12 protein-coding genes and 1 pseudogene are annotated in these 16,793 nt (G+C 46.6%); 8 read left to right on the plus strand and 5 right to left on the minus strand.

Features of this window, described 5'->3' with window-relative positions; all coding sequences use genetic code 11:
- Nucleotides 1-264: 264 nt before the first annotated feature.
- The 5 genes and pseudogenes from ACERC8_RS02450 to ACERC8_RS02470 all read left to right on the plus strand — a co-directional run bounded on the left by ACERC8_RS02450 (nucleotide 265) and on the right by ACERC8_RS02470 (nucleotide 5,378).
- Complete coding sequence (locus tag ACERC8_RS02450; protein ID WP_373658325.1) at nucleotides 265-1,017, plus strand: type II CAAX prenyl endopeptidase Rce1 family protein; 753 nt, start codon at nucleotides 265-267, stop codon at nucleotides 1,015-1,017.
- A 172-nt stretch (nucleotides 1,018-1,189) separates the two neighbouring features.
- Nucleotides 1,190-2,095, plus strand: coding sequence for a polysaccharide deacetylase family protein (locus ACERC8_RS02455; protein ID WP_373658327.1), 906 nt, complete (start codon nucleotides 1,190-1,192; stop codon nucleotides 2,093-2,095).
- A 134-nt stretch (nucleotides 2,096-2,229) separates the two neighbouring features.
- Nucleotides 2,230-4,203: a DNA mismatch repair endonuclease MutL gene (gene mutL / locus ACERC8_RS02460; RefSeq protein WP_373658328.1), complete on the plus strand. Its 1,974-nt coding sequence runs from the start codon at nucleotides 2,230-2,232 to the stop codon at nucleotides 4,201-4,203.
- Between the two features lie 134 nt (nucleotides 4,204-4,337).
- Nucleotides 4,338-4,718 carry a helix-turn-helix domain-containing protein gene (locus ACERC8_RS02465; protein ID WP_373658329.1) on the plus strand — a complete coding sequence of 127 codons (381 nt, stop codon included), beginning with the start codon at nucleotides 4,338-4,340 and terminating at the stop codon, nucleotides 4,716-4,718.
- A gap of 3 nt (nucleotides 4,719-4,721) precedes the next feature.
- Nucleotides 4,722-5,378: pseudogene (locus tag ACERC8_RS02470) on the plus strand (lysostaphin resistance A-like protein).
- Between the two features lie 63 nt (nucleotides 5,379-5,441).
- Here the strand turns inward: ACERC8_RS02470 and ACERC8_RS02475 are convergent.
- The 4 genes from ACERC8_RS02475 to mutS form a co-directional block, all read right to left on the minus strand.
- Nucleotides 5,442-6,614 carry an NAD(P)/FAD-dependent oxidoreductase gene (locus ACERC8_RS02475; RefSeq protein ID WP_373658330.1) on the minus strand — a complete coding sequence of 391 codons (1,173 nt, stop codon included), beginning with the start codon at nucleotides 6,612-6,614 and terminating at the stop codon, nucleotides 5,442-5,444.
- A gap of 215 nt (nucleotides 6,615-6,829) precedes the next feature.
- Nucleotides 6,830-7,036, minus strand: coding sequence for a hypothetical protein (locus tag ACERC8_RS02480; protein ID WP_018368899.1), 207 nt, complete (start codon nucleotides 7,034-7,036; stop codon nucleotides 6,830-6,832).
- Nucleotides 7,037-7,196: 160 nt separating this feature from the next.
- On the minus strand, nucleotides 7,197-7,421 hold the full coding sequence (locus tag ACERC8_RS02485) for a hypothetical protein (protein ID WP_373658331.1): 225 nt from the start codon (nucleotides 7,419-7,421) through the stop codon (nucleotides 7,197-7,199).
- A gap of 31 nt (nucleotides 7,422-7,452) precedes the next feature.
- Complete coding sequence (gene mutS, locus ACERC8_RS02490) at nucleotides 7,453-10,008, minus strand: DNA mismatch repair protein MutS (protein WP_373658332.1); 2,556 nt, start codon at nucleotides 10,006-10,008, stop codon at nucleotides 7,453-7,455.
- Between the two features lie 126 nt (nucleotides 10,009-10,134).
- On the opposite strand from mutS, the gene argS reads away from it, so the two are divergent.
- Both argS and tig read left to right on the plus strand, forming a co-directional pair.
- Nucleotides 10,135-11,826, plus strand: a complete 1,692-nt coding sequence (gene argS, locus ACERC8_RS02495; protein WP_373658333.1) for an arginine--tRNA ligase — start codon at nucleotides 10,135-10,137, stop codon at nucleotides 11,824-11,826.
- Nucleotides 11,827-11,982: 156 nt separating this feature from the next.
- Nucleotides 11,983-13,266, plus strand: coding sequence for a trigger factor (gene tig, locus ACERC8_RS02500; RefSeq protein ID WP_373658334.1), 1,284 nt, complete (start codon nucleotides 11,983-11,985; stop codon nucleotides 13,264-13,266).
- A 37-nt stretch (nucleotides 13,267-13,303) separates the two neighbouring features.
- Here tig and ACERC8_RS02505 read toward each other — a convergent pair whose 3' ends face one another.
- Nucleotides 13,304-14,731: a UDP-N-acetylmuramoyl-L-alanyl-D-glutamate--L-lysine ligase gene (locus tag ACERC8_RS02505; RefSeq protein ID WP_373658335.1), complete on the minus strand. Its 1,428-nt coding sequence runs from the start codon at nucleotides 14,729-14,731 to the stop codon at nucleotides 13,304-13,306.
- Nucleotides 14,732-14,870: 139 nt separating this feature from the next.
- Here ACERC8_RS02505 and ACERC8_RS02510 point away from each other — a divergent pair, with 139 nt between their 5' ends.
- Complete coding sequence (locus ACERC8_RS02510; protein WP_373658370.1) at nucleotides 14,871-16,472, plus strand: oligosaccharide flippase family protein; 1,602 nt, start codon at nucleotides 14,871-14,873, stop codon at nucleotides 16,470-16,472.
- Nucleotides 16,473-16,793 lie beyond the last annotated feature (321 nt).

Raw genomic sequence — 16,793 nt, forward strand, 5'->3', positions numbered from 1 at the left:
GATGTCTTGGCCAAACTCCAAACCATCGACACGAGCCACTACTTCTCACGCATGACGACAGAAGAAGTTGCTAAAGCTATCGTTGCCTAAATTCTTTCACCAACCTCTGCTGTCAGTCGTGCAGCAGAGGTTTTGACTATTCTCCTTACACCTTATTTTAGGAAAATTTTAGGGAAAAAGATTAAACTGATGATGTTATACGGTGTTTTCAACTGATTTCTATTGTTGACACTAAATTAAATGCAACAGAAAGGAAGGTTTGACATGACCTTTACCACACTGAGACCAAAAGAGCCACTGAAGTATCTAAAGTGGTGGGATGTGGTTGTTTTGAGCCTTATCATGTTTGGCCGTTTTATTCAGGACTCCATGATGGCTTATATCAATTTAGACAACACAGCGACGGCGGAATTGCCAGAGTTTACCAGTGCAGTCAACTGGGCTGCTTTTTGGGGGCAGGTGCCTCTGCTATTGTTAGCATTTTTGTACCTCTGGTGGCGCAGATTTGATTTTTCAAGTTGGCCTATTAAAATCAACTTAAAATCCATTCTTTGGGGGATTTTACTCTTTATCGGCGTTGCTATCATTTTTGACCTTTATTTTATGGTGGCCTACAGTATTTTTCCACCTGAAGAGGCGCTGTCACAGTTCAGTGAGGCCGTTCAGTATACTACCTCAACCATGCACCCATTCATTGAAAAACTTCAGTCGATTGACTTATCTTTAGTGATTTATTCCTTGTTAAATGGTTTTTACGAAGAGATTTTCTTTTTGGGGATGTGTTTGAGCGTGGAATCCCAGCACCGTAAACTAATTTTCTTTTATTCCCTGATTGTTCGCTATGCCTTTCATACCTACCAAGGCAATATTTCCGCCTTGGCAATTGGTTTCATGCTTGGAACGATTTACTATTTGCTCTACACTCGGATGAAAGAGAAAAATCTTTTCCCATTTTTCTGGGCTCATGCCATCAGTGACATGTTAGGCGTAGGACTGTTGAGTTATTTCTTATTTTAGCTTTTGATGCTATTATTAGGTTGTTTAAGTTTTCTTTAAGGTTCTGTGGGTATAATTATTCCATTCCTAAAACTTTTTCATAAATCTCCGCAAACGACCTGCTAGTTCTCTAGTGGGTTGTTTGTTTTATCTAGGGAGTGTATGCTATAATAAATAGAAAAAGGAGTGTATCATGCAACGTCGTTCACGGAAGTCGTCCTCTCAATCTGGCTTGATTGCTAGTTTATGTCTAGCTATAGTTGCCTTACTACTTGTTTTAGGCTTTTTAGGCAAACAAGTCTTTTTTGAACAAGCTGAACCACAAACGATAGCTCAGCAGCCATCTGTTAGCCAAACAGGGGAAGCAACGTCAACCAGTCGTCAAGAGGTATCGTCAACCTGGATCAAGCAACAGGAGCCTGTCAAAATTCCTATCCTCATGTACCATGCCATTCACGATATGGCACCAGAGGAGGCGCACAACGCCAATCTGATTGTAGCACCTGACGTGTTTGAGAGCCACGTTAAGGCGCTGAAGGAAGCTGGTTATCACTTTTTGACACCTGCTGAGGCCTACCGTGCCCTAACCGAGAATGCTCTGCCGGCGAATAAAGTGGTTTGGCTGACCTTTGATGATAGCCTCTGGGACTTTCATGACGTAGCCTATCCCATTTTGCAAAAATATGGGGCCACGGCGACCAACAACGTCATCACAGGGCTAACGCAAGAACAGCAGGCTGGACACCTTACCGAAGCGCAGCTCTTGGAGATGCAAGCAGCAGGCATGACCTTTGAGGGGCACACGGTGACGCACCCAGATCTTAGTACTACAGGGGTTGATGGGCAAATAGCAGAGCTGACAGACAGTAAAACCTATCTCGATCAACTGCTCCATCAGGAAACCACGACCATTGTCTACCCAGCAGGGCGATACAACGAAGACACGCTAGCAGTAGCTAATCAGGCAGGCTATAAACTCGGTCTAACCACAAATGAAGGTCTAGCGAGTCTGTCTAACGGCTTATTAACCCTCAACCGAGTGCGGATATTGCCGACCACCACAGCTGATGCTCTCTTGTCCTACATCAGCACCGAGTAACAGTACAACATAAACCGTTTGACCTGTCAGTGCAGGCAGTGTCTCATCAGGACATCAGCTAGGGCTGGTGTCTTTTTGTGATGAGCGCCGTTTGTGATATAATGAAATTAAGATTAGCACAAAGAGAGAAATTTATGTCAAAAATTATTGAATTACCAGAAGTCCTAGCCAACCAAATTGCTGCAGGTGAGGTGGTTGAGCGCCCAGCTAGTGTGGTTAAAGAGCTGGTTGAAAATGCTATTGATGCAGGCAGCAGTCAAATTACTATCACCATTGAAGAGGGCGGGCTCAAACTGATCCAGATAATTGACAACGGAGAAGGAATGGTGCCAGAAGATGTACCTTTGAGTTTACGTCGACATGCCACCAGTAAAATCAAAAATCAAGGCGACCTCTTTCGTATCCGAACACTAGGGTTTCGGGGTGAAGCCATGCCTTCGATTGCCTCAGTCAGTCTGATGACCATCAAAACCCAGTCCGCAGAAGCAGAGCACGGTCTTAAACTGGTGGCCAATGGTGGTGTTATTGAGCAACAAGAGATTATTTCTCGTCCTGTTGGCACACAAATAAGGGTAGAAAATCTCTTTTTTAACACCCCTGCTAGGCTCAAATACCTGAAAGGTTTGCAGGCGGAGACCTCAAGTGTCATCGATGTGGTTAACCGCCTCAGTCTAGGACACCCAGAGGTGGCCTTTACCCTAATCAGTGATGGGCGTGAGCTGACCAAGACTGCTGGGACAGGCGACCTACGCCAAGCCATCGCTGGTATCTACGGTCTGGGAACAGCACGCAAGATGATTGAGATTTCAGCCAGTGACTTGGATTTTGAAGTGTCGGGCTATGTCAGTTTGCCTGAGTTAACGCGTGCCAATCGCAACTACATCACCTTGCTGATCAATGGGCGCTATATCAAGAACTTTTTGCTCAGTCGTGCAATTTTAGATGGCTACGGGAGCAAGCTGATGGTGGGACGGTTTCCAATTGCAGTGATTGACATTCAGATTGATCCTTATTTGGCGGATGTCAACGTCCATCCGACCAAGCAGGAGGTGCGGATTTCTAAGGAAAAAGAGCTGATGGCACTGATTAAGCAAGCTATCGTAGCTAGTCTGAAAGAGCAAACCTTGATTCCAGATGCCTTGGAAAATCTAGCTAAATCCAGTGTTAAACGAGCTGAAAAGCCGGTTCAGACCAGCCTCAGTCTCAAGCAGACCAACCTCTACTATGACACAGAAAAGCAGGACTTTTTCCTCAAAGATCAGCCCCAATCAGTGGTGGTTGAAGAGCAGGTTGACAATCTTGTCAAGATGGTTGACAGCCCTAGTCCGACGGCTAGTTCTGCTATTTGCCCAGAAACTGAGCAAAGACCAGCCAGTGTGCAGTTTGCCCAGAGGGAGGCAGTTAACCTAGAGGACGGGGAACATGGCTGGCAGGCGGATCGAAAGAAACTGTCGCGCTTGGTGGCTAACTTGGAGCAGGAGGAACGGTCGACCTTTCCAGAGTTGGAGTATTTCGGGCAGATGCACGGGACCTACCTCTTTGCACAAGGGCAAGGCGGGCTCTACATCATCGACCAGCACGCCGCTCAGGAGCGAGTGAAGTACGAGTATTATCGGGACAAGATTGCCGAAGTTGACAGCTCGCTCCAGCAGCTCTTAGTCCCTTATCTCTTTGAGTTTTCATCCAGTGATTTTTTGACCTTGCAGGCAAAGGCAGAGCTACTACAGGAAGTTGGCGTCAACCTCGAGCCTTACGGACAGAACACCTTTATCCTACGTGAGCACCCTATCTGGATGAAGGAAGAGGAAATCGAAAGCGGCGTCTATGAAATGTGTGACATGCTGCTGTTGACCAATCAGGTCTCCATCAAGCAGTACCGAGCAGAATTGGCCATCATGATGTCCTGCAAACGCAGCATCAAGGCCAATCACAAGCTAGACGACTACTCCGCACGGGACTTGCTGGTACAGCTCGCCCAATGTGACAATCCTTACAACTGCCCTCACGGTCGTCCTGTCCTTGTCAACTTTAGCAAGTCAGACATGGAAAAAATGTTCCGCCGCATTCAGGAAAACCACACCAGCTTACGTGAGTTAGGGAAATATTAGGTTGACAGACTTGTCAACTTGAAGGTGCTAGCAACAGCATGTTCAAGACCTTTAACACAGCAAACAGGCTCATGTCAACAGATCTTGACTAGGCATGGCGCGCTTAATCTGTTACCTTTAGGGAGGATAAATCAATGACCATCGGGGAGCGTTTGAAGTCTCTACGACAAGAAAAGGGCTATACCCAAGACCAATTAGCCCAACTGCTGTTGCTGTCTCGTCAGACCATCATCAATTGGGAAAAAGATCGGACAGTACCGGATAGCGATAATTTGGCTCGCTTGTCAGCATTTTATGGTATTTCGGTAGATGAACTGCTAGGTCTGGCTAAGGACGCGTTGCCGTTAGCTCAGCCAACTCGTCGGCATCTCTGGCGGTACCTGACGCTCTTATCAATTCTCTTGTTGGGGAGTTTGGTTGCTATCAAGGGCATGCCACTCTTTTCTCTAACGCTGTTCGGGCTTCTACTCTTTTACGTTTGGTCGGAGATTTATCACACTAAACAAAAGAGGTGACCTATGTCTCATAACCGCTCTCTCGTTCCTATTGGCTACCTGCTGCTCTATCTGTTTCTCATCAAGGGAAAACTTCTGAGTGCCATTTTTCCGCATGGTGTCCATATCTTCGCGTCTTATGGCGTCTTAGCGTTCCTTGCGGCCTATCTCTTTCGGCAAGAGTTAAGGCAGTCTTTCCAAAAAGTGACCTCACTGGGCTGGAAAATCCTGTGGTGGTTGCTAGGTGCTTATGTTGCTGTGGTTTTATTGGGCACGCTCGGTGTGTTGCTGAGTGACACCTTGCTGAGCCTATTTGGATTAAGTGGCTATCAGTTGCAAAATGATACGGCAATAACGCAGGTTCTGAATCGGTTTCCAAAAGTTTTGATTTTATTAGTGTTAGGGGTATTGGGTCCCTTTGTCGAAGAAGTGGTTTATCGCCATATTATTTTTGGGTGGTGTCAGAAAGTCATGCCCTATGCTCTATCGCTAAGTGTTCAGGCCTTGTTATTCGGAATGATTCACATGCATCAGCTGAGTTGAGCAGAGCTGTTCAGTGTTCTTCCTCATGCCATGAGTGGTCTCGTTTTGGGTTATCTCTATAACAAGGGACAAGGAGTCTGGCTGCCTTGGTACTTGCACAGTTTTGAAAATTTGTCTGCCTTTCTGGGAAGTTTTTAAGTCATAAGTCGTGCGGAAAAAGAATGGAAAGTAAAAAGCGTCAGTCGACGCTTTTTGTTCAGTCTAAAAGTGTAAACTGCCAGCCACCCAGCCACCGCAGAGGGCTGCAGTGATGTTAAAGCCGCCCGTGTGGGCGTTGATATCCAGCACCTCACCGACAAAATGAAGCCCAGGCACCTGTTTGCTCTCTAGGGTCTTGGGGTTAATTTCTCTCAGGTCAACGCCGCCCTTGGTCACAAAGGACTTGGCTAGGCTCATCTTGCCTGTAACAGGGATAGGCAGGTGTTTGAGACGATTGAGCAGTTCCTCGCGCTCTTTGTGCGTTAACTGTTTGACCTTTTCAGAAAATGGCTGAGCGATAAAGTCCGCCATCCGTTCTGGCAGGAGGGATTTCAGGGCATTTTTCAGGGATTTTTCACGCTCGCGCTCCAGATAGGTCTCAAGCTCAGATCGGCTATGGTCAGGTAAAACATCCAAATAAATGGTCTCACCTCCCTTAACAAAGGAGGATAGGCGCAGAGCAGCAGGTCCCGACAGGCCAAAATGAGTAAAGAGCAAATCGTGGGTGATGACGTGTTTACCGTAGGATAAGGTCACTTCGTCCAAGGAGATACCTTGTAAGGCCTTGTGGGGAAAGTCTGTGAGTAAGGGGCTTTCAGCCGCCTCGAGCGCTGTGACTGCTAGCTTGAAGTGCCTAGCGATGTCATGACCAAAGCCTGTTGAGCCTGTTGAAGGATAAGATTTGCCCCCTGTTGCGACGATAAGGCGATCACAGGTCAGTTGCTCATCTGCTGATTTGACCTGAAAGGTGCCATCACTTTTTTTCACCGAGACGACCTCAAACTGGGTTCGCACCTGTCCGCCCAGCTCTGCGATTTTTCCAACCAAGCAATCAATGATGGTCTTGGATTTGTCCGTGACTGGGAACATGCGACCATGGTCTTCCTCCTTGAGTTTGACCCCATTGTCCTCAAAAAAGCGAATCAAATCATGGTTGTCAAACTGGGAGAAGACACTGTACAAGAAGCGCCCGTTGCCAGGTATACCTGCGATGAGGTCTTCTAAGGTCCCGTTGTTGGTCACGTTGCACCGACCGCCGCCTGTGCCAGAGAGTTTCTTGCCAAGTTTTCTGTTTTTATCAACCAGTAATGTCTTCTGTCCGTAGTAGCTGGAGGAAATGGCGGCCATCATGCCAGCAGGCCCGCCGCCGATAACGATTGTGTCATAATGTGTCATAGGTTTATTGTACCATAGTGCAGACAGAAAGTTGCTTATTTTATCTTAACCATAAGGGTTACCACTTTGATTGACGACAGCAGTGATGGTTTGACTGCTGCACGGCTTGTTTCCATTAGCTTTCGGTAGTCAAAAAAGATGACGCAGATTATGTGTGATAGTCCATCTCCTAGTTTCAACGCAAAAAATCGAGGAGCAAGCAGCCTCGATTTTGTTTATTTTTTGCTGTAGTCGTCATAAAATTCATCATAAAATTTGTTGTACAGAGACCTTATCACGATAACGCCATGAAATAAAAAGAGAAAAAATCCGTAAAACAAGGTCGCCTGTAAGGAAAATTGTTCTTTGTAATAGAGAGCGCTGACGACAACTAAGTCAACGAAAAATAGTTGCAGTACTGCTTGATTTAGAATTTTTTTCATCCTATAACCTCCTTGAAAATGTGCCAGAAATGTTATCGCTTGCATATTATCTATCTTTATTTTATCACAAAAGTGGCAAAAAATCGATTGACAAGAAAGTCAGGATAGCTTAACGTCTAACTAATATCAAGGTTTTGTACAGGTAGCGAAGTGGATAGGCTTACTTCCCAAACCTTTCCTCTTCAGCAGGGACGAGTTTATCTTTGATTAAGGTCGAGATGCTTTCCCAAGAATAAATCATCGCGCTGACGGTCAGAAGAAGGAGGGCACTTTTTATCCAATTCTCCCCATGTCTGAGAGCAGAAATGAGACTGCCGATACAGATTCCTGCTGCCAGCCAGAGGGCATTGAGGGTGTAACGTAAGCGTCTATCTAATTTTTTCATCTTGTCTCCTTTTGTTGTCGTAGCTTGTGGCTTATAGTAAGTTTTTGAGTTCATAGAGAGCATTCATGGCTTCCATAGGGGTCATGGTCATGACATCCATGTTTTTGAGCTTGGCTTCGATTAGAGAATCATGTCCTTGCTCAAAGAGGTCTAATTGCCCAGTGGTCTCTTTCTGCTCTCTGGTACCGTGTTTGTCTGCTCGGCTATTGTCCGATAGCGCAGGCGAAGCCGTCTCCAAGTCATGAAGGACCCTCTCCGCCCGAGATAGGAGACTGGTCGGGAGTCCAGCGATTTTGGCAACGTGTATACCGTAGGACTTGTCGGCAGGACCGTCTGCGATTTTATGGAGAAAGGTCACCTCGCCGTCTTTTTCCAGAGTGGTCACGTGAACGTTGACGAGGTGAGGCAGGGTGTCGGCTAGACTGGTGAGCTCGTGATAGTGAGTGGCAAAGAGGGTCTTTGCACCGATATGGTCATGAAGATGTTCGATGATGGATTGCGCTAGCGCCATGCCATCATAGGTAGCCGTGCCTCGACCGAGTTCGTCAAAGAGAATGAGTGACCGGTCATTGGCACGCCTGATGGCTTGATTGGCTTCCATCATTTCCACCATAAAGGTCGATTGCCCTGAAATCAAGTCATCAGAAGCACCAATACGTGTGAAAATAGCGTCAAAGAGTGGCAGGTCACAGCTCTCAGCTGCGACATAAGCTCCCATTTGCGCCATAATGACAGTGAGCGCTAGCTGCCTCATATAGGTAGACTTACCTGCCATATTGGGTCCCGTGATGAGCTGAATAGCTGTGGTCTGGTCAAGGTGAATCGAATTTGGCACATAAACCTGCTTGCCCATGACTTTCTCAACGACGGCATGTCGACCGTCAATGATGGCAATGCGAGCCTCTTGGTTAAAGGTCGGTCTGATGTAGTGATTGGTTTCTGCCACAGTCGCAAGGCTTTGAAGCACATCAACCTCGGCTAAGGTTTTGGCCAGGCTCTGCAAACGCCCAATGTAGGTCTCGACTTGCTGCCTGATACGCATGAAAATATCGTACTCCAGGCTGGCAGACTGCTCTCTGGCTTCCAGCATCTCACCCTCGATTTTGGCAAGTTCTGCTGTACCGAAGCGTTCGGAATTTTTCAGGGTCGCCTTACGGTAAAAATGGTCTGGAACATGGCTGAGCTGTGAGTTGGTCACATGGAAGTAATAGCCATCTTTGCGATTATAATCGATTTTTAGGTTGCTAATACCTGAGTTGGCGCGTTCTTTGGCTTCAATGTCTGCAATCCATCCAGTCCCTTCGCGGATGACCTTGCGGTAGCGATCCAGTTGCTCGTCAAAGCCTGTTTTGATGATGTTGCCTTCGGTTATCGTATTGGGGGCGTCAGGGTCAATAGCAGAGCTGATGAGGCTTTCTAACTCTGGCAGGCTGTCTAGACGTGTCACCAAGTCTTCCAGACAAGAAGCCCCAAAGCTTGTCAGAATTGCACGGATATAGGGCACCTGAGCCAGGGTCTGTCCCAGCTGTAGCAGGTCACGAGGGTTGGCCTTGCCAAAAGAGACTCGACTAGCCAGTCGCTCAATATCATAAACCCCACGGAAACTGTCGGTTAGATCATGACGCGTGATAAAGTCATCTAAGAAGGTCTGGATAATCTCTTGCCGATTGGTGATAGCAGTCAAGTTAATCAGGGGACGGTCTATCCATGCACGCAAGAGCCTTGTTCCCATGGCAGTCTTGGTGGCATCTAAGAGCCAAAATAAGCTCCCTTGTTTCTTATGTGTCCGACTGTTTTCCAGCAGGTCAAGGCTGGTCTTGGTCGCGTAACTCATCTGGAGATAGTCTTTTGTTTCGTAATGCACAAGAGGTTGCAGGTGCGTGAGTTCCCGTTTTTGGGTATTTTGGAGGTATTGGAGCAACTTGCCCGCAGCAGAGCGTTCAACAGCTGATAATTGCTGGTCTAATAAATGATCGGCTGTGCCCTCTGTTTTTTCCTCTGACAGGAGGAGATTGAGTTGCTTGGTCAGCAGTTGCTCTTCTGTGTTTGACAAATCATAGCCGATAACGACTTCTCTAGCTCTCAAGGTTTGGATTTCGCTGCAGATTGCCGTAAAATCACTGAGCTGGGTTGCAAAAAATTCGCCAGTAGAAACGTCCATATAAGCCAGCCCGAATTTGCCTGCAAGCCGATCGATGGCAACAAGGAAGTTATTGGCGGCGTCTGGCTTGGTCATATCAACCGCCGTGCCTGGGGTGATGACCTGAACGACATCTCTTTTGACCACACCAACAGCAGACTTAGGGTCTTCTAACTGCTCGGCTATGGCTACCTTATACCCTAAATCAATCAAGACATCAATGTACTGCTGGGCAGAATGATGGGGCACGCCAGCCATGGGAATAGGATGTTCAGCATTTTTGTTGCGGCTGGTCAAGTTGAGTTCTAAGAGTTGAGCAGCCTTGACAGCATCCTCGTAGAAAAGTTCATAGAAATCCCCCATGCGAAAGAGTAAAAAGGCATCAGGGTATTGAGCCTTGATGTCTAAATACTGTTGCATACCAGGGGAAATTTTTTCTTTAGACATGGTCACCTCCGTCAGTTCATTTTTTCCAGTATAGCAAAAATCACGATTTTTTTCAGCCTTTTTCATCTTTGCCTTAGCTTTATTTTGTGGTAAAATAAAAGGAAAAATAATTTTTGGAGACAGATTATGACTGCAAAACAACTCATCGCTCAAGAGCTGGCCAAGCATATTGACCAGTTGGACGAGCAGGCCATCGCTAACCTCTTAGAAAAACCAAAGCATGCGAGTATGGGAGACTTGGCCTTTCCGACCTTCAGTTTGGCTAAGGCTCTTCGTCAGGCACCGCAGGCTATTGCCAGCGACATCGCCGAGCAGATTGACAAGACACAGTTTGATAAGGTTGAAGCAGTTGGTCCATACCTTAACTTTTTCTTGGATAAACGACAGATTTCAGCAGAAGTGTTGTCAGAGGTCATCGCAGCGGGTGAACGTTATGGTGACCAGGCTATTGGGGCAGGACAGACCGTCGCGATTGACTTATCTAGTCCCAACATCGCTAAGCCATTTTCTATCGGACATCTACGCTCGACCGTTATCGGGGATAGTTTGGCTAAGATTTTCCAAAAAATTGGTTACAAAACTGTCCGTATCAACCACCTCGGTGACTGGGGCAAGCAGTTTGGTCTGCTCATTGTGGCTTATAAAAAATGGGGCAATGAAGAAGCAGTGAAAGCGAACCCGATTGCCGAGTTGCTAAAACTTTACGTTCGGATCAACGATGAGGCCAAGGCTGACCCTAGTCTTGACCAAGAAGGTCGGGACTGGTTCCTCAAACTGGAAAACGGCGACCAAGAAGCGCTCGAACTCTGGCAATGGTTCCGCGATGAGAGTTTGGTGGAGTTCAACCGTATCTATGCGGAACTGGGGGTTCAATTTGATAGCCTCAATGGTGAAGCCTTTTACAATGACAAGATGGACGAAGTGGTTGACCTGCTGGAAAGCAAGGGCTTATTGCAGCTCTCAAATGGTGCTCAGGTAGTCGATTTGACCAAGTACAGCATCGAACACCCTGCCTTGATTAAAAAATCAGATGGTGCTACGCTTTACATCACCCGTGACTTGGCAGCGGCGTTTTACCGCAAGCGCACCTACGATTTTGCTAAGAGCATCTATGTGGTCGGTCAGGAGCAGTCTGCCCACTTCAAGCAGCTCAAAGCTGTGCTTAATGAAATGGGTTATGCTTGGCACCAAGATGTTGAGCATGTGTCCTTTGGTTTGGTGACCAAGGGTGGTCAGAAACTCTCGACCCGTAAGGGCAATGTGATTTTGCTTGAGCCAACCATCGCAGAAGCTGTTAGCCGAGCTAAGGCGCAGATTGAGGCGAAAAATCCTCATCTGGCCGACAAAGATGCGGTGGCTCATGCTGTTGGTGTCGGTGCAATCAAGTTCTACGATCTCAAAACTGACCGTAACAATGGTTATGATTTTGATTTAGAAGCTATGGTATCTTTTGAAGGAGAAACGGGTCCCTATGTTCAGTACGCCCATGCTCGGATTCAATCAATCCTGAGAAAGGCTGATTTTCAACCAGATGCAGGAGCTTCTTACAGCTTAGATGATGCGGATGCTTGGGAGATTATCAAACTTTTGCAGGAATTTCCAGCCACCATCACACGGGCAGCTGATAAGCTAACGCCTGATGTCATTGCTAAGTTTGCAATCAATCTCGCTCAGAGCTTTAACAAATACTATGCCCACACTCTGATTTTGGACGATAGCCCAGAACGAGATAGCCGCCTAGCTCTCAGCTATGCGACCGCTATCGTGCTTAAGCAAGCCCTCGCCTTGCTCGGTGTTGAAGCACCAGATGAAATGTAAGAAATTTTGCATGGTTATAGGTTTATTGTTCGGATAGTCCTGTTAACAGCTCATAAGAACTGACGAAAAAATTCCTCTAACCAGTAAAAATAGTTCCACATTTGCCTAAAATATGGTAAAATAGGCTGTATATTATTTTTTAAGGAGTGTGACAGCATGTCTGCAACATTTGAAAACAAAACAACCAACCGTGGTGTGATCACTTTCACCATCGGTCAGGAGCAAAGCAAGCCAGCTCTTGATAAGGCATTCAATAAAATCAAGAAAAATCTTAACGCCCCAGGTTTCCGTAAAGGCAACATTCCACGTGCCGTCTTCAACCAACGTTTTGGTGAAGAAGCTCTCTACGAGGAAGCTCTTAACAGCATCTTGCCTAGCGCTTATGAGGCTGCTGTTGCGGAGCTTGGTTTGGACGTGGTTGCCCAACCAAAAATCGATATCGCTTCTATGGAAAAAGGTCAAGACTGGACCATCACAGCTGAAGTGGTGACGAAGCCAGAAGTAAAACTTGGTGACTACAAAAACTTGGCTGTCGACGTCACTGAAACCAAAGAAGTAACTGACGAAGAAGTAGATGCTAAAATCGAGCGTGCGCGTCAAAACTTGGCTGAATTGGTCGTTAAAGACGGTGCGGCTGAGGACGGTGACACTGTTGTTATCGACTTCGTTGGTTCTGTTGATGGTGTTGAGTTTGACGGCGGTAAAGGTGAGAACTTCTCACTAGCGCTTGGTAGCGGTCAATTTATCCCAGGCTTCGAAGACCAGTTGGTTGGTAGCAAGGCTGGTGAGACGGTCAATGTTAACGTGACTTTCCCAGAAAACTATCAGGCAGAAGATTTGGCTGGCAAAGACGCCCTCTTTGTCACAACTGTCCATGAAGTCAAAGCTAAAGAAGTTCCTGCCCTTGATGACGAATTGGCAAAAGACATCGACGAAGACGTTGAAACTCTTGACGACTTAAAAGCGAAGTATCGCAAAGATTTGGAAGCTGAAAAAGCTGTTGCTTATGACGATGTGGTCGAAGGGGCTGCGCTCGAACTCGCTGTCGCTAATGCAGAAATCGTTGACCTCCCAGAAGAAATGGTTCACGACGAAGTTCACCGTGCCATGAACGAGTTTATGGGCAACATGCAACGCCAAGGTATTTCACCAGACATGTACTTCCAGTTGACAGGAACAACACAAGATGACCTTCACAAGCAATTTGAAGGCGATGCTGAAAAACGTACTCGTACAAATCTTGTTATCGAAGCGATTGCTAAAGCAGAAGGCTTTGAGGCAACTGATGAAGAAATCGAAAAAGAAATCAACGATTTGGCAACAGAATACAACATGCCAGTTGAGCAAGTGCGTAGCCTCCTTTCACCAGAGATGCTCAAGCACGATGTTGCGATGAAAAAAGCAGTTGAAGTGATCACCAGCACAGCAACTGTCAAATAAATTTAAAAAATCCGTCCCCTTGGGCGGATTTTTTATCTTACAAGTTCTGATTGGCAATCTCCCAGTCCCCGTGGTAAGGGACTTTTTGATCATTGATGATTTGGTAGGTATCCCTGCCTTTGCCAGCGATGATAACAGCATCCTGACTGGTTTTGGTTTGTGAGAGGGCAAGTCGGATAGCTGTTTCACGGTCCACTTCGATGGTGACAGGACGGTTAATGTGGCTAGCGATTTCTTGGCAGATGGCAAAAGGATCTTCTCGGTTGGGGTCATCTGCCGTTAAAATAATCTGTAGTTCAGGGTAGTGATTGATGACGCGCCCAAAATCGGCACGGCGACTTTCAGCCTTATTGCCTGTCGAGCCGATAATGAGAAAGGCTTGTCCTGTTTGGGCAGTCGTCACAACCTTGATGAGTTTGTCGAGGCTGTCACCGTTGTGAGCATAGTCAACAAAAACCTTGGCACCGTTCGCTTGAGTTAGGATCTCCATCCGACCTGGCACGGTGGTTTGAGCGATGCCTAACCTGATGTCAGTTAAGCTAGCCCCCAATCGTAGACAGGCTAATCCAGCAGCGATAGCATTGTCTTGGTTGAAATCCCCCAGCAGTTGGATGCTGTACTGCCCAGCTAATTTTCCTGTCGCTGTAAAGTCAAAGGCAGATGAGGTCACGACACGGTTATTAGAACCCTTACCGTAAGTGTCAAGGTCTTTGTCTGCTACTTGCTCGAGCACCGCAGCGGCATGGTCCATGCCTGCGTTGATGATGACCGCTCGGCTATTGTCCAATAAGAGTCGCTTGTGAGCGAAATAGTCCTCAAAATTCGGGTGCTCAATGGGGCTGATATGGTCGGGCGTGATATTGAGAAAGACCCCGACATCAAAGGTTAGTCCGTAGACCCGCTTGGTCAGGTAGGCTTGGCTGGACACCTCCATGATGAGGTGGGAGCGACCGTTTTGGACCGCCTCAGCCATCATGGCAAAGAGATCCAAACTCTCTGGCGTGGTCAGCTGGGACTTGAAAAAGGTCTCGCCGTCTAGGGTTGTGCTCATGGTTGACAGCAGGGCAGGTTTGTGGCTTTGGCGCAAGATATGGTAGGCAAAGTAGGCAGCAGTAGTCTTGCCCTTAGTGCCCGTAAAGCCCAACAGTTTCAGCTTATCTTGAGGGTTGTCGTAAAAGCGCATGGCAACCAGGCTCATGGCACGTTTGACATCTTTGACGACAATAGCAGAGCAGGCAACATCGTAGGTTTTTTCTGCCACATAATAGGTCAGACCAGCCTGAACAGCCTGCTCCAGATAAATAGGGTCAAAGCCAGCCCCCTTGACGAAAAAGAGGGTATCTGCATCGACCTGACAGCTATCGTAGCTGAGTTTGGTAAAACTGGTGTCAGCCCAGCTAGGAGCGAGAGTGACAAGGTTGTCATCTGCTTTCAATATCTCGAAAATCTCTAATAGGTTTATCATACCTCTATTGTAAACCCAAAGTTGGCATTTTACAAGTGACAGGTAAAAGTTTATAATAAAAAGATAGACTATAGAAAGATTAGGATAACACGTGCTAGAAGAAAACAGTCAAACAAACCAGCTCAGCCGAGAAGAGAAGATGTTGCGAGGGACAGCTTGGTTGACTTTCGCTAACATCGCAGGACGTTTGCTAGGGGCAGTTTATATCATTCCGTGGTATGCTTGGATGGGTAAGGTTGCAGCACCACAAGCTAACGCTCTTTATGGCATGGGCTACACCCTCTATGCTACTTTTTTGGTGCTATCCACGACAGGGATTAACACAGCAATTTCAAAACAGATTGCTAAGTATAATGCGATTGACCAAGAAGCCAAAGGGATTGGACTGGCGAAACAATTTATCGGCATCATGTTCCTGTCGGGTCTTATTTTCGCCTCTATTTTGTACCTTGGGGCACCGGTCTTATCACGGTTGTCAGGCGCAGAACAGACTTTAGTTCCTGTGCTTAGAAGCTTGACTTTGGCTGTTCTGGTCTTTCCGATGATGAGTGTGTGTCGAGGTATTTTTCAGGGTTATCACCATGTTAAACCAAATGCTCTGAGTCAGTTAGCAGAACAGCTTATCCGTGTCATTTGGATGCTGTTGACCACCTTTTACATCATGAAAATGGGGTCAAAAGACTACGTGTCAGCTGTCACCCAATCGACATTTGCTGCCTTTGTTGGCATGTTAGCTAGCTTTGCTGTGTTGGGGTATTACTTTTGGCAGTCTGGGCTCTTGAGTAAATTCCTGAAAGCATCGCCAATTAAGGTGCAGTATCAGGAAAGTTTGCAACTCATCAAAGAAACGTTTCGGACAGCGATTCCGATGATTTTGACAGGAGTTGCCATTCAGCTGTACCAGTTAATCGATCAAGCAACCTTTGTTAACGTTTTGTCATTCCTCACGGAAGATAGTAAGGAGCGCCTGACCGTCATTTATGCCTACCTATCTGCCAATCCCAATAAGATAGTTATGCTGATTGTGGCGGTAGCGATTACGATTGGTGATGTCGGCATCCCATTATTGACGGAGAGCCACATCAAGGGAGATAAGCGCGGGGTTGCTCGTCTGATGCTCAATGGTTTTCAAATGCTGACAGTCTTTGCTCTGCCTGCATTGATGGGGGCTATTCTACTGGCAGAACCACTTTACGTTGTCTTCTATAACCCGTCAGAAAATCTCGCCATAGGCTTGTTTATCGCGACACTTGCCCAGACCTTCTTGCAGTGTGCCTATTTTGCCCTATCACCGGTCCTACATGCGGTCAATGAAAGCCGGGCGGCAGTCCGCTATTTCTACTATGGTGTGGTGGTGAAGTTGCTCACTCAACTGCCCTTATTATTCCTGTTTCAGGCTTATGGGCCAGTGTTATCAACAGCTTTAGCCCTGTTAGTCCCATCAATCCTCTTCTATCGTCACTTGCGTGCGGTTACTCAGTTTAATCCCAACATTTTAGTTAGAGATACTGCCCTCATCGCTCGCAATACCCTGCTCATGTGTGTGCCTGTTTTTGTCATTTATTGGGGCTTGAGTTTGGTTATCCAACCGTCTAGCCGTTTACTGGCGACTGTTCACCTTGTTGTTGGTGCAAGTGTAGGAATGATGGTCTATGGGTATCTATCTCTCAAAACACGCAGCCTCGATAAGTTGCTAGGTCAACGCGCCCAACGTTTAAGGGACATTTGCCGGATTCGTTAACGCTTAAAGCGGTTTAGACAGCTGTGTTAAACAATGAAGTAATCGCGCGGCATAAAAATCGAATAAATAATAAGACTGTGAGAAAAAGGCATAAGGTCAAGGGTGAGGACTTGATCTTATGCGCTTTTTGTTATGATTGAAATTCTCTTGTATCGTTATCAGTGCTATTTAATCCTTATGGGTAGCTAACTTGGTTTTTTAGACGATCGTCTAGTGTTGTTGTCTTTGTTGCTGTTTCAAAAACTACTTCTAAAGAACGGCTAACGGTGATGTCTGTCCTGATAGGAGTGGCGTGAAAAAACTTTGTTTTTGCTCTGCTAT

Origin of the sequence: Streptococcus sp. E29BA, from assembly GCF_041807805.1 — a bacterium.
GTDB lineage: Bacteria > Bacillota > Bacilli > Lactobacillales > Streptococcaceae > Streptococcus > Streptococcus entericus.

Coding starts and splice junctions, on each gene's coding strand:
- ACERC8_RS02465 (WP_373658329.1), top strand. CDS start 4,338: ATGACCATCGGGGAGCGTTTGAAGTCTCTACGACAAGAAAAGGGCTAT.
- mutS (WP_373658332.1), bottom strand. CDS start 10,008: ATGTCTAAAGAAAAAATTTCCCCTGGTATGCAACAGTATTTAGACATC.
- mutL (WP_373658328.1), top strand. CDS start 2,230: ATGTCAAAAATTATTGAATTACCAGAAGTCCTAGCCAACCAAATTGCT.
- ACERC8_RS02485 (WP_373658331.1), bottom strand. CDS start 7,421: ATGAAAAAATTAGATAGACGCTTACGTTACACCCTCAATGCCCTCTGG.
- ACERC8_RS02450 (WP_373658325.1), top strand. CDS start 265: ATGACCTTTACCACACTGAGACCAAAAGAGCCACTGAAGTATCTAAAG.
- argS (WP_373658333.1), top strand. CDS start 10,135: ATGACTGCAAAACAACTCATCGCTCAAGAGCTGGCCAAGCATATTGAC.
- ACERC8_RS02455 (WP_373658327.1), top strand. CDS start 1,190: ATGCAACGTCGTTCACGGAAGTCGTCCTCTCAATCTGGCTTGATTGCT.
- tig (WP_373658334.1), top strand. CDS start 11,983: ATGTCTGCAACATTTGAAAACAAAACAACCAACCGTGGTGTGATCACT.
- ACERC8_RS02510 (WP_373658370.1), top strand. CDS start 14,871: ATGTTGCGAGGGACAGCTTGGTTGACTTTCGCTAACATCGCAGGACGT.
- ACERC8_RS02505 (WP_373658335.1), bottom strand. CDS start 14,731: ATGATAAACCTATTAGAGATTTTCGAGATATTGAAAGCAGATGACAAC.
- ACERC8_RS02480 (WP_018368899.1), bottom strand. CDS start 7,036: ATGAAAAAAATTCTAAATCAAGCAGTACTGCAACTATTTTTCGTTGAC.
- ACERC8_RS02475 (WP_373658330.1), bottom strand. CDS start 6,614: ATGACACATTATGACACAATCGTTATCGGCGGCGGGCCTGCTGGCATG.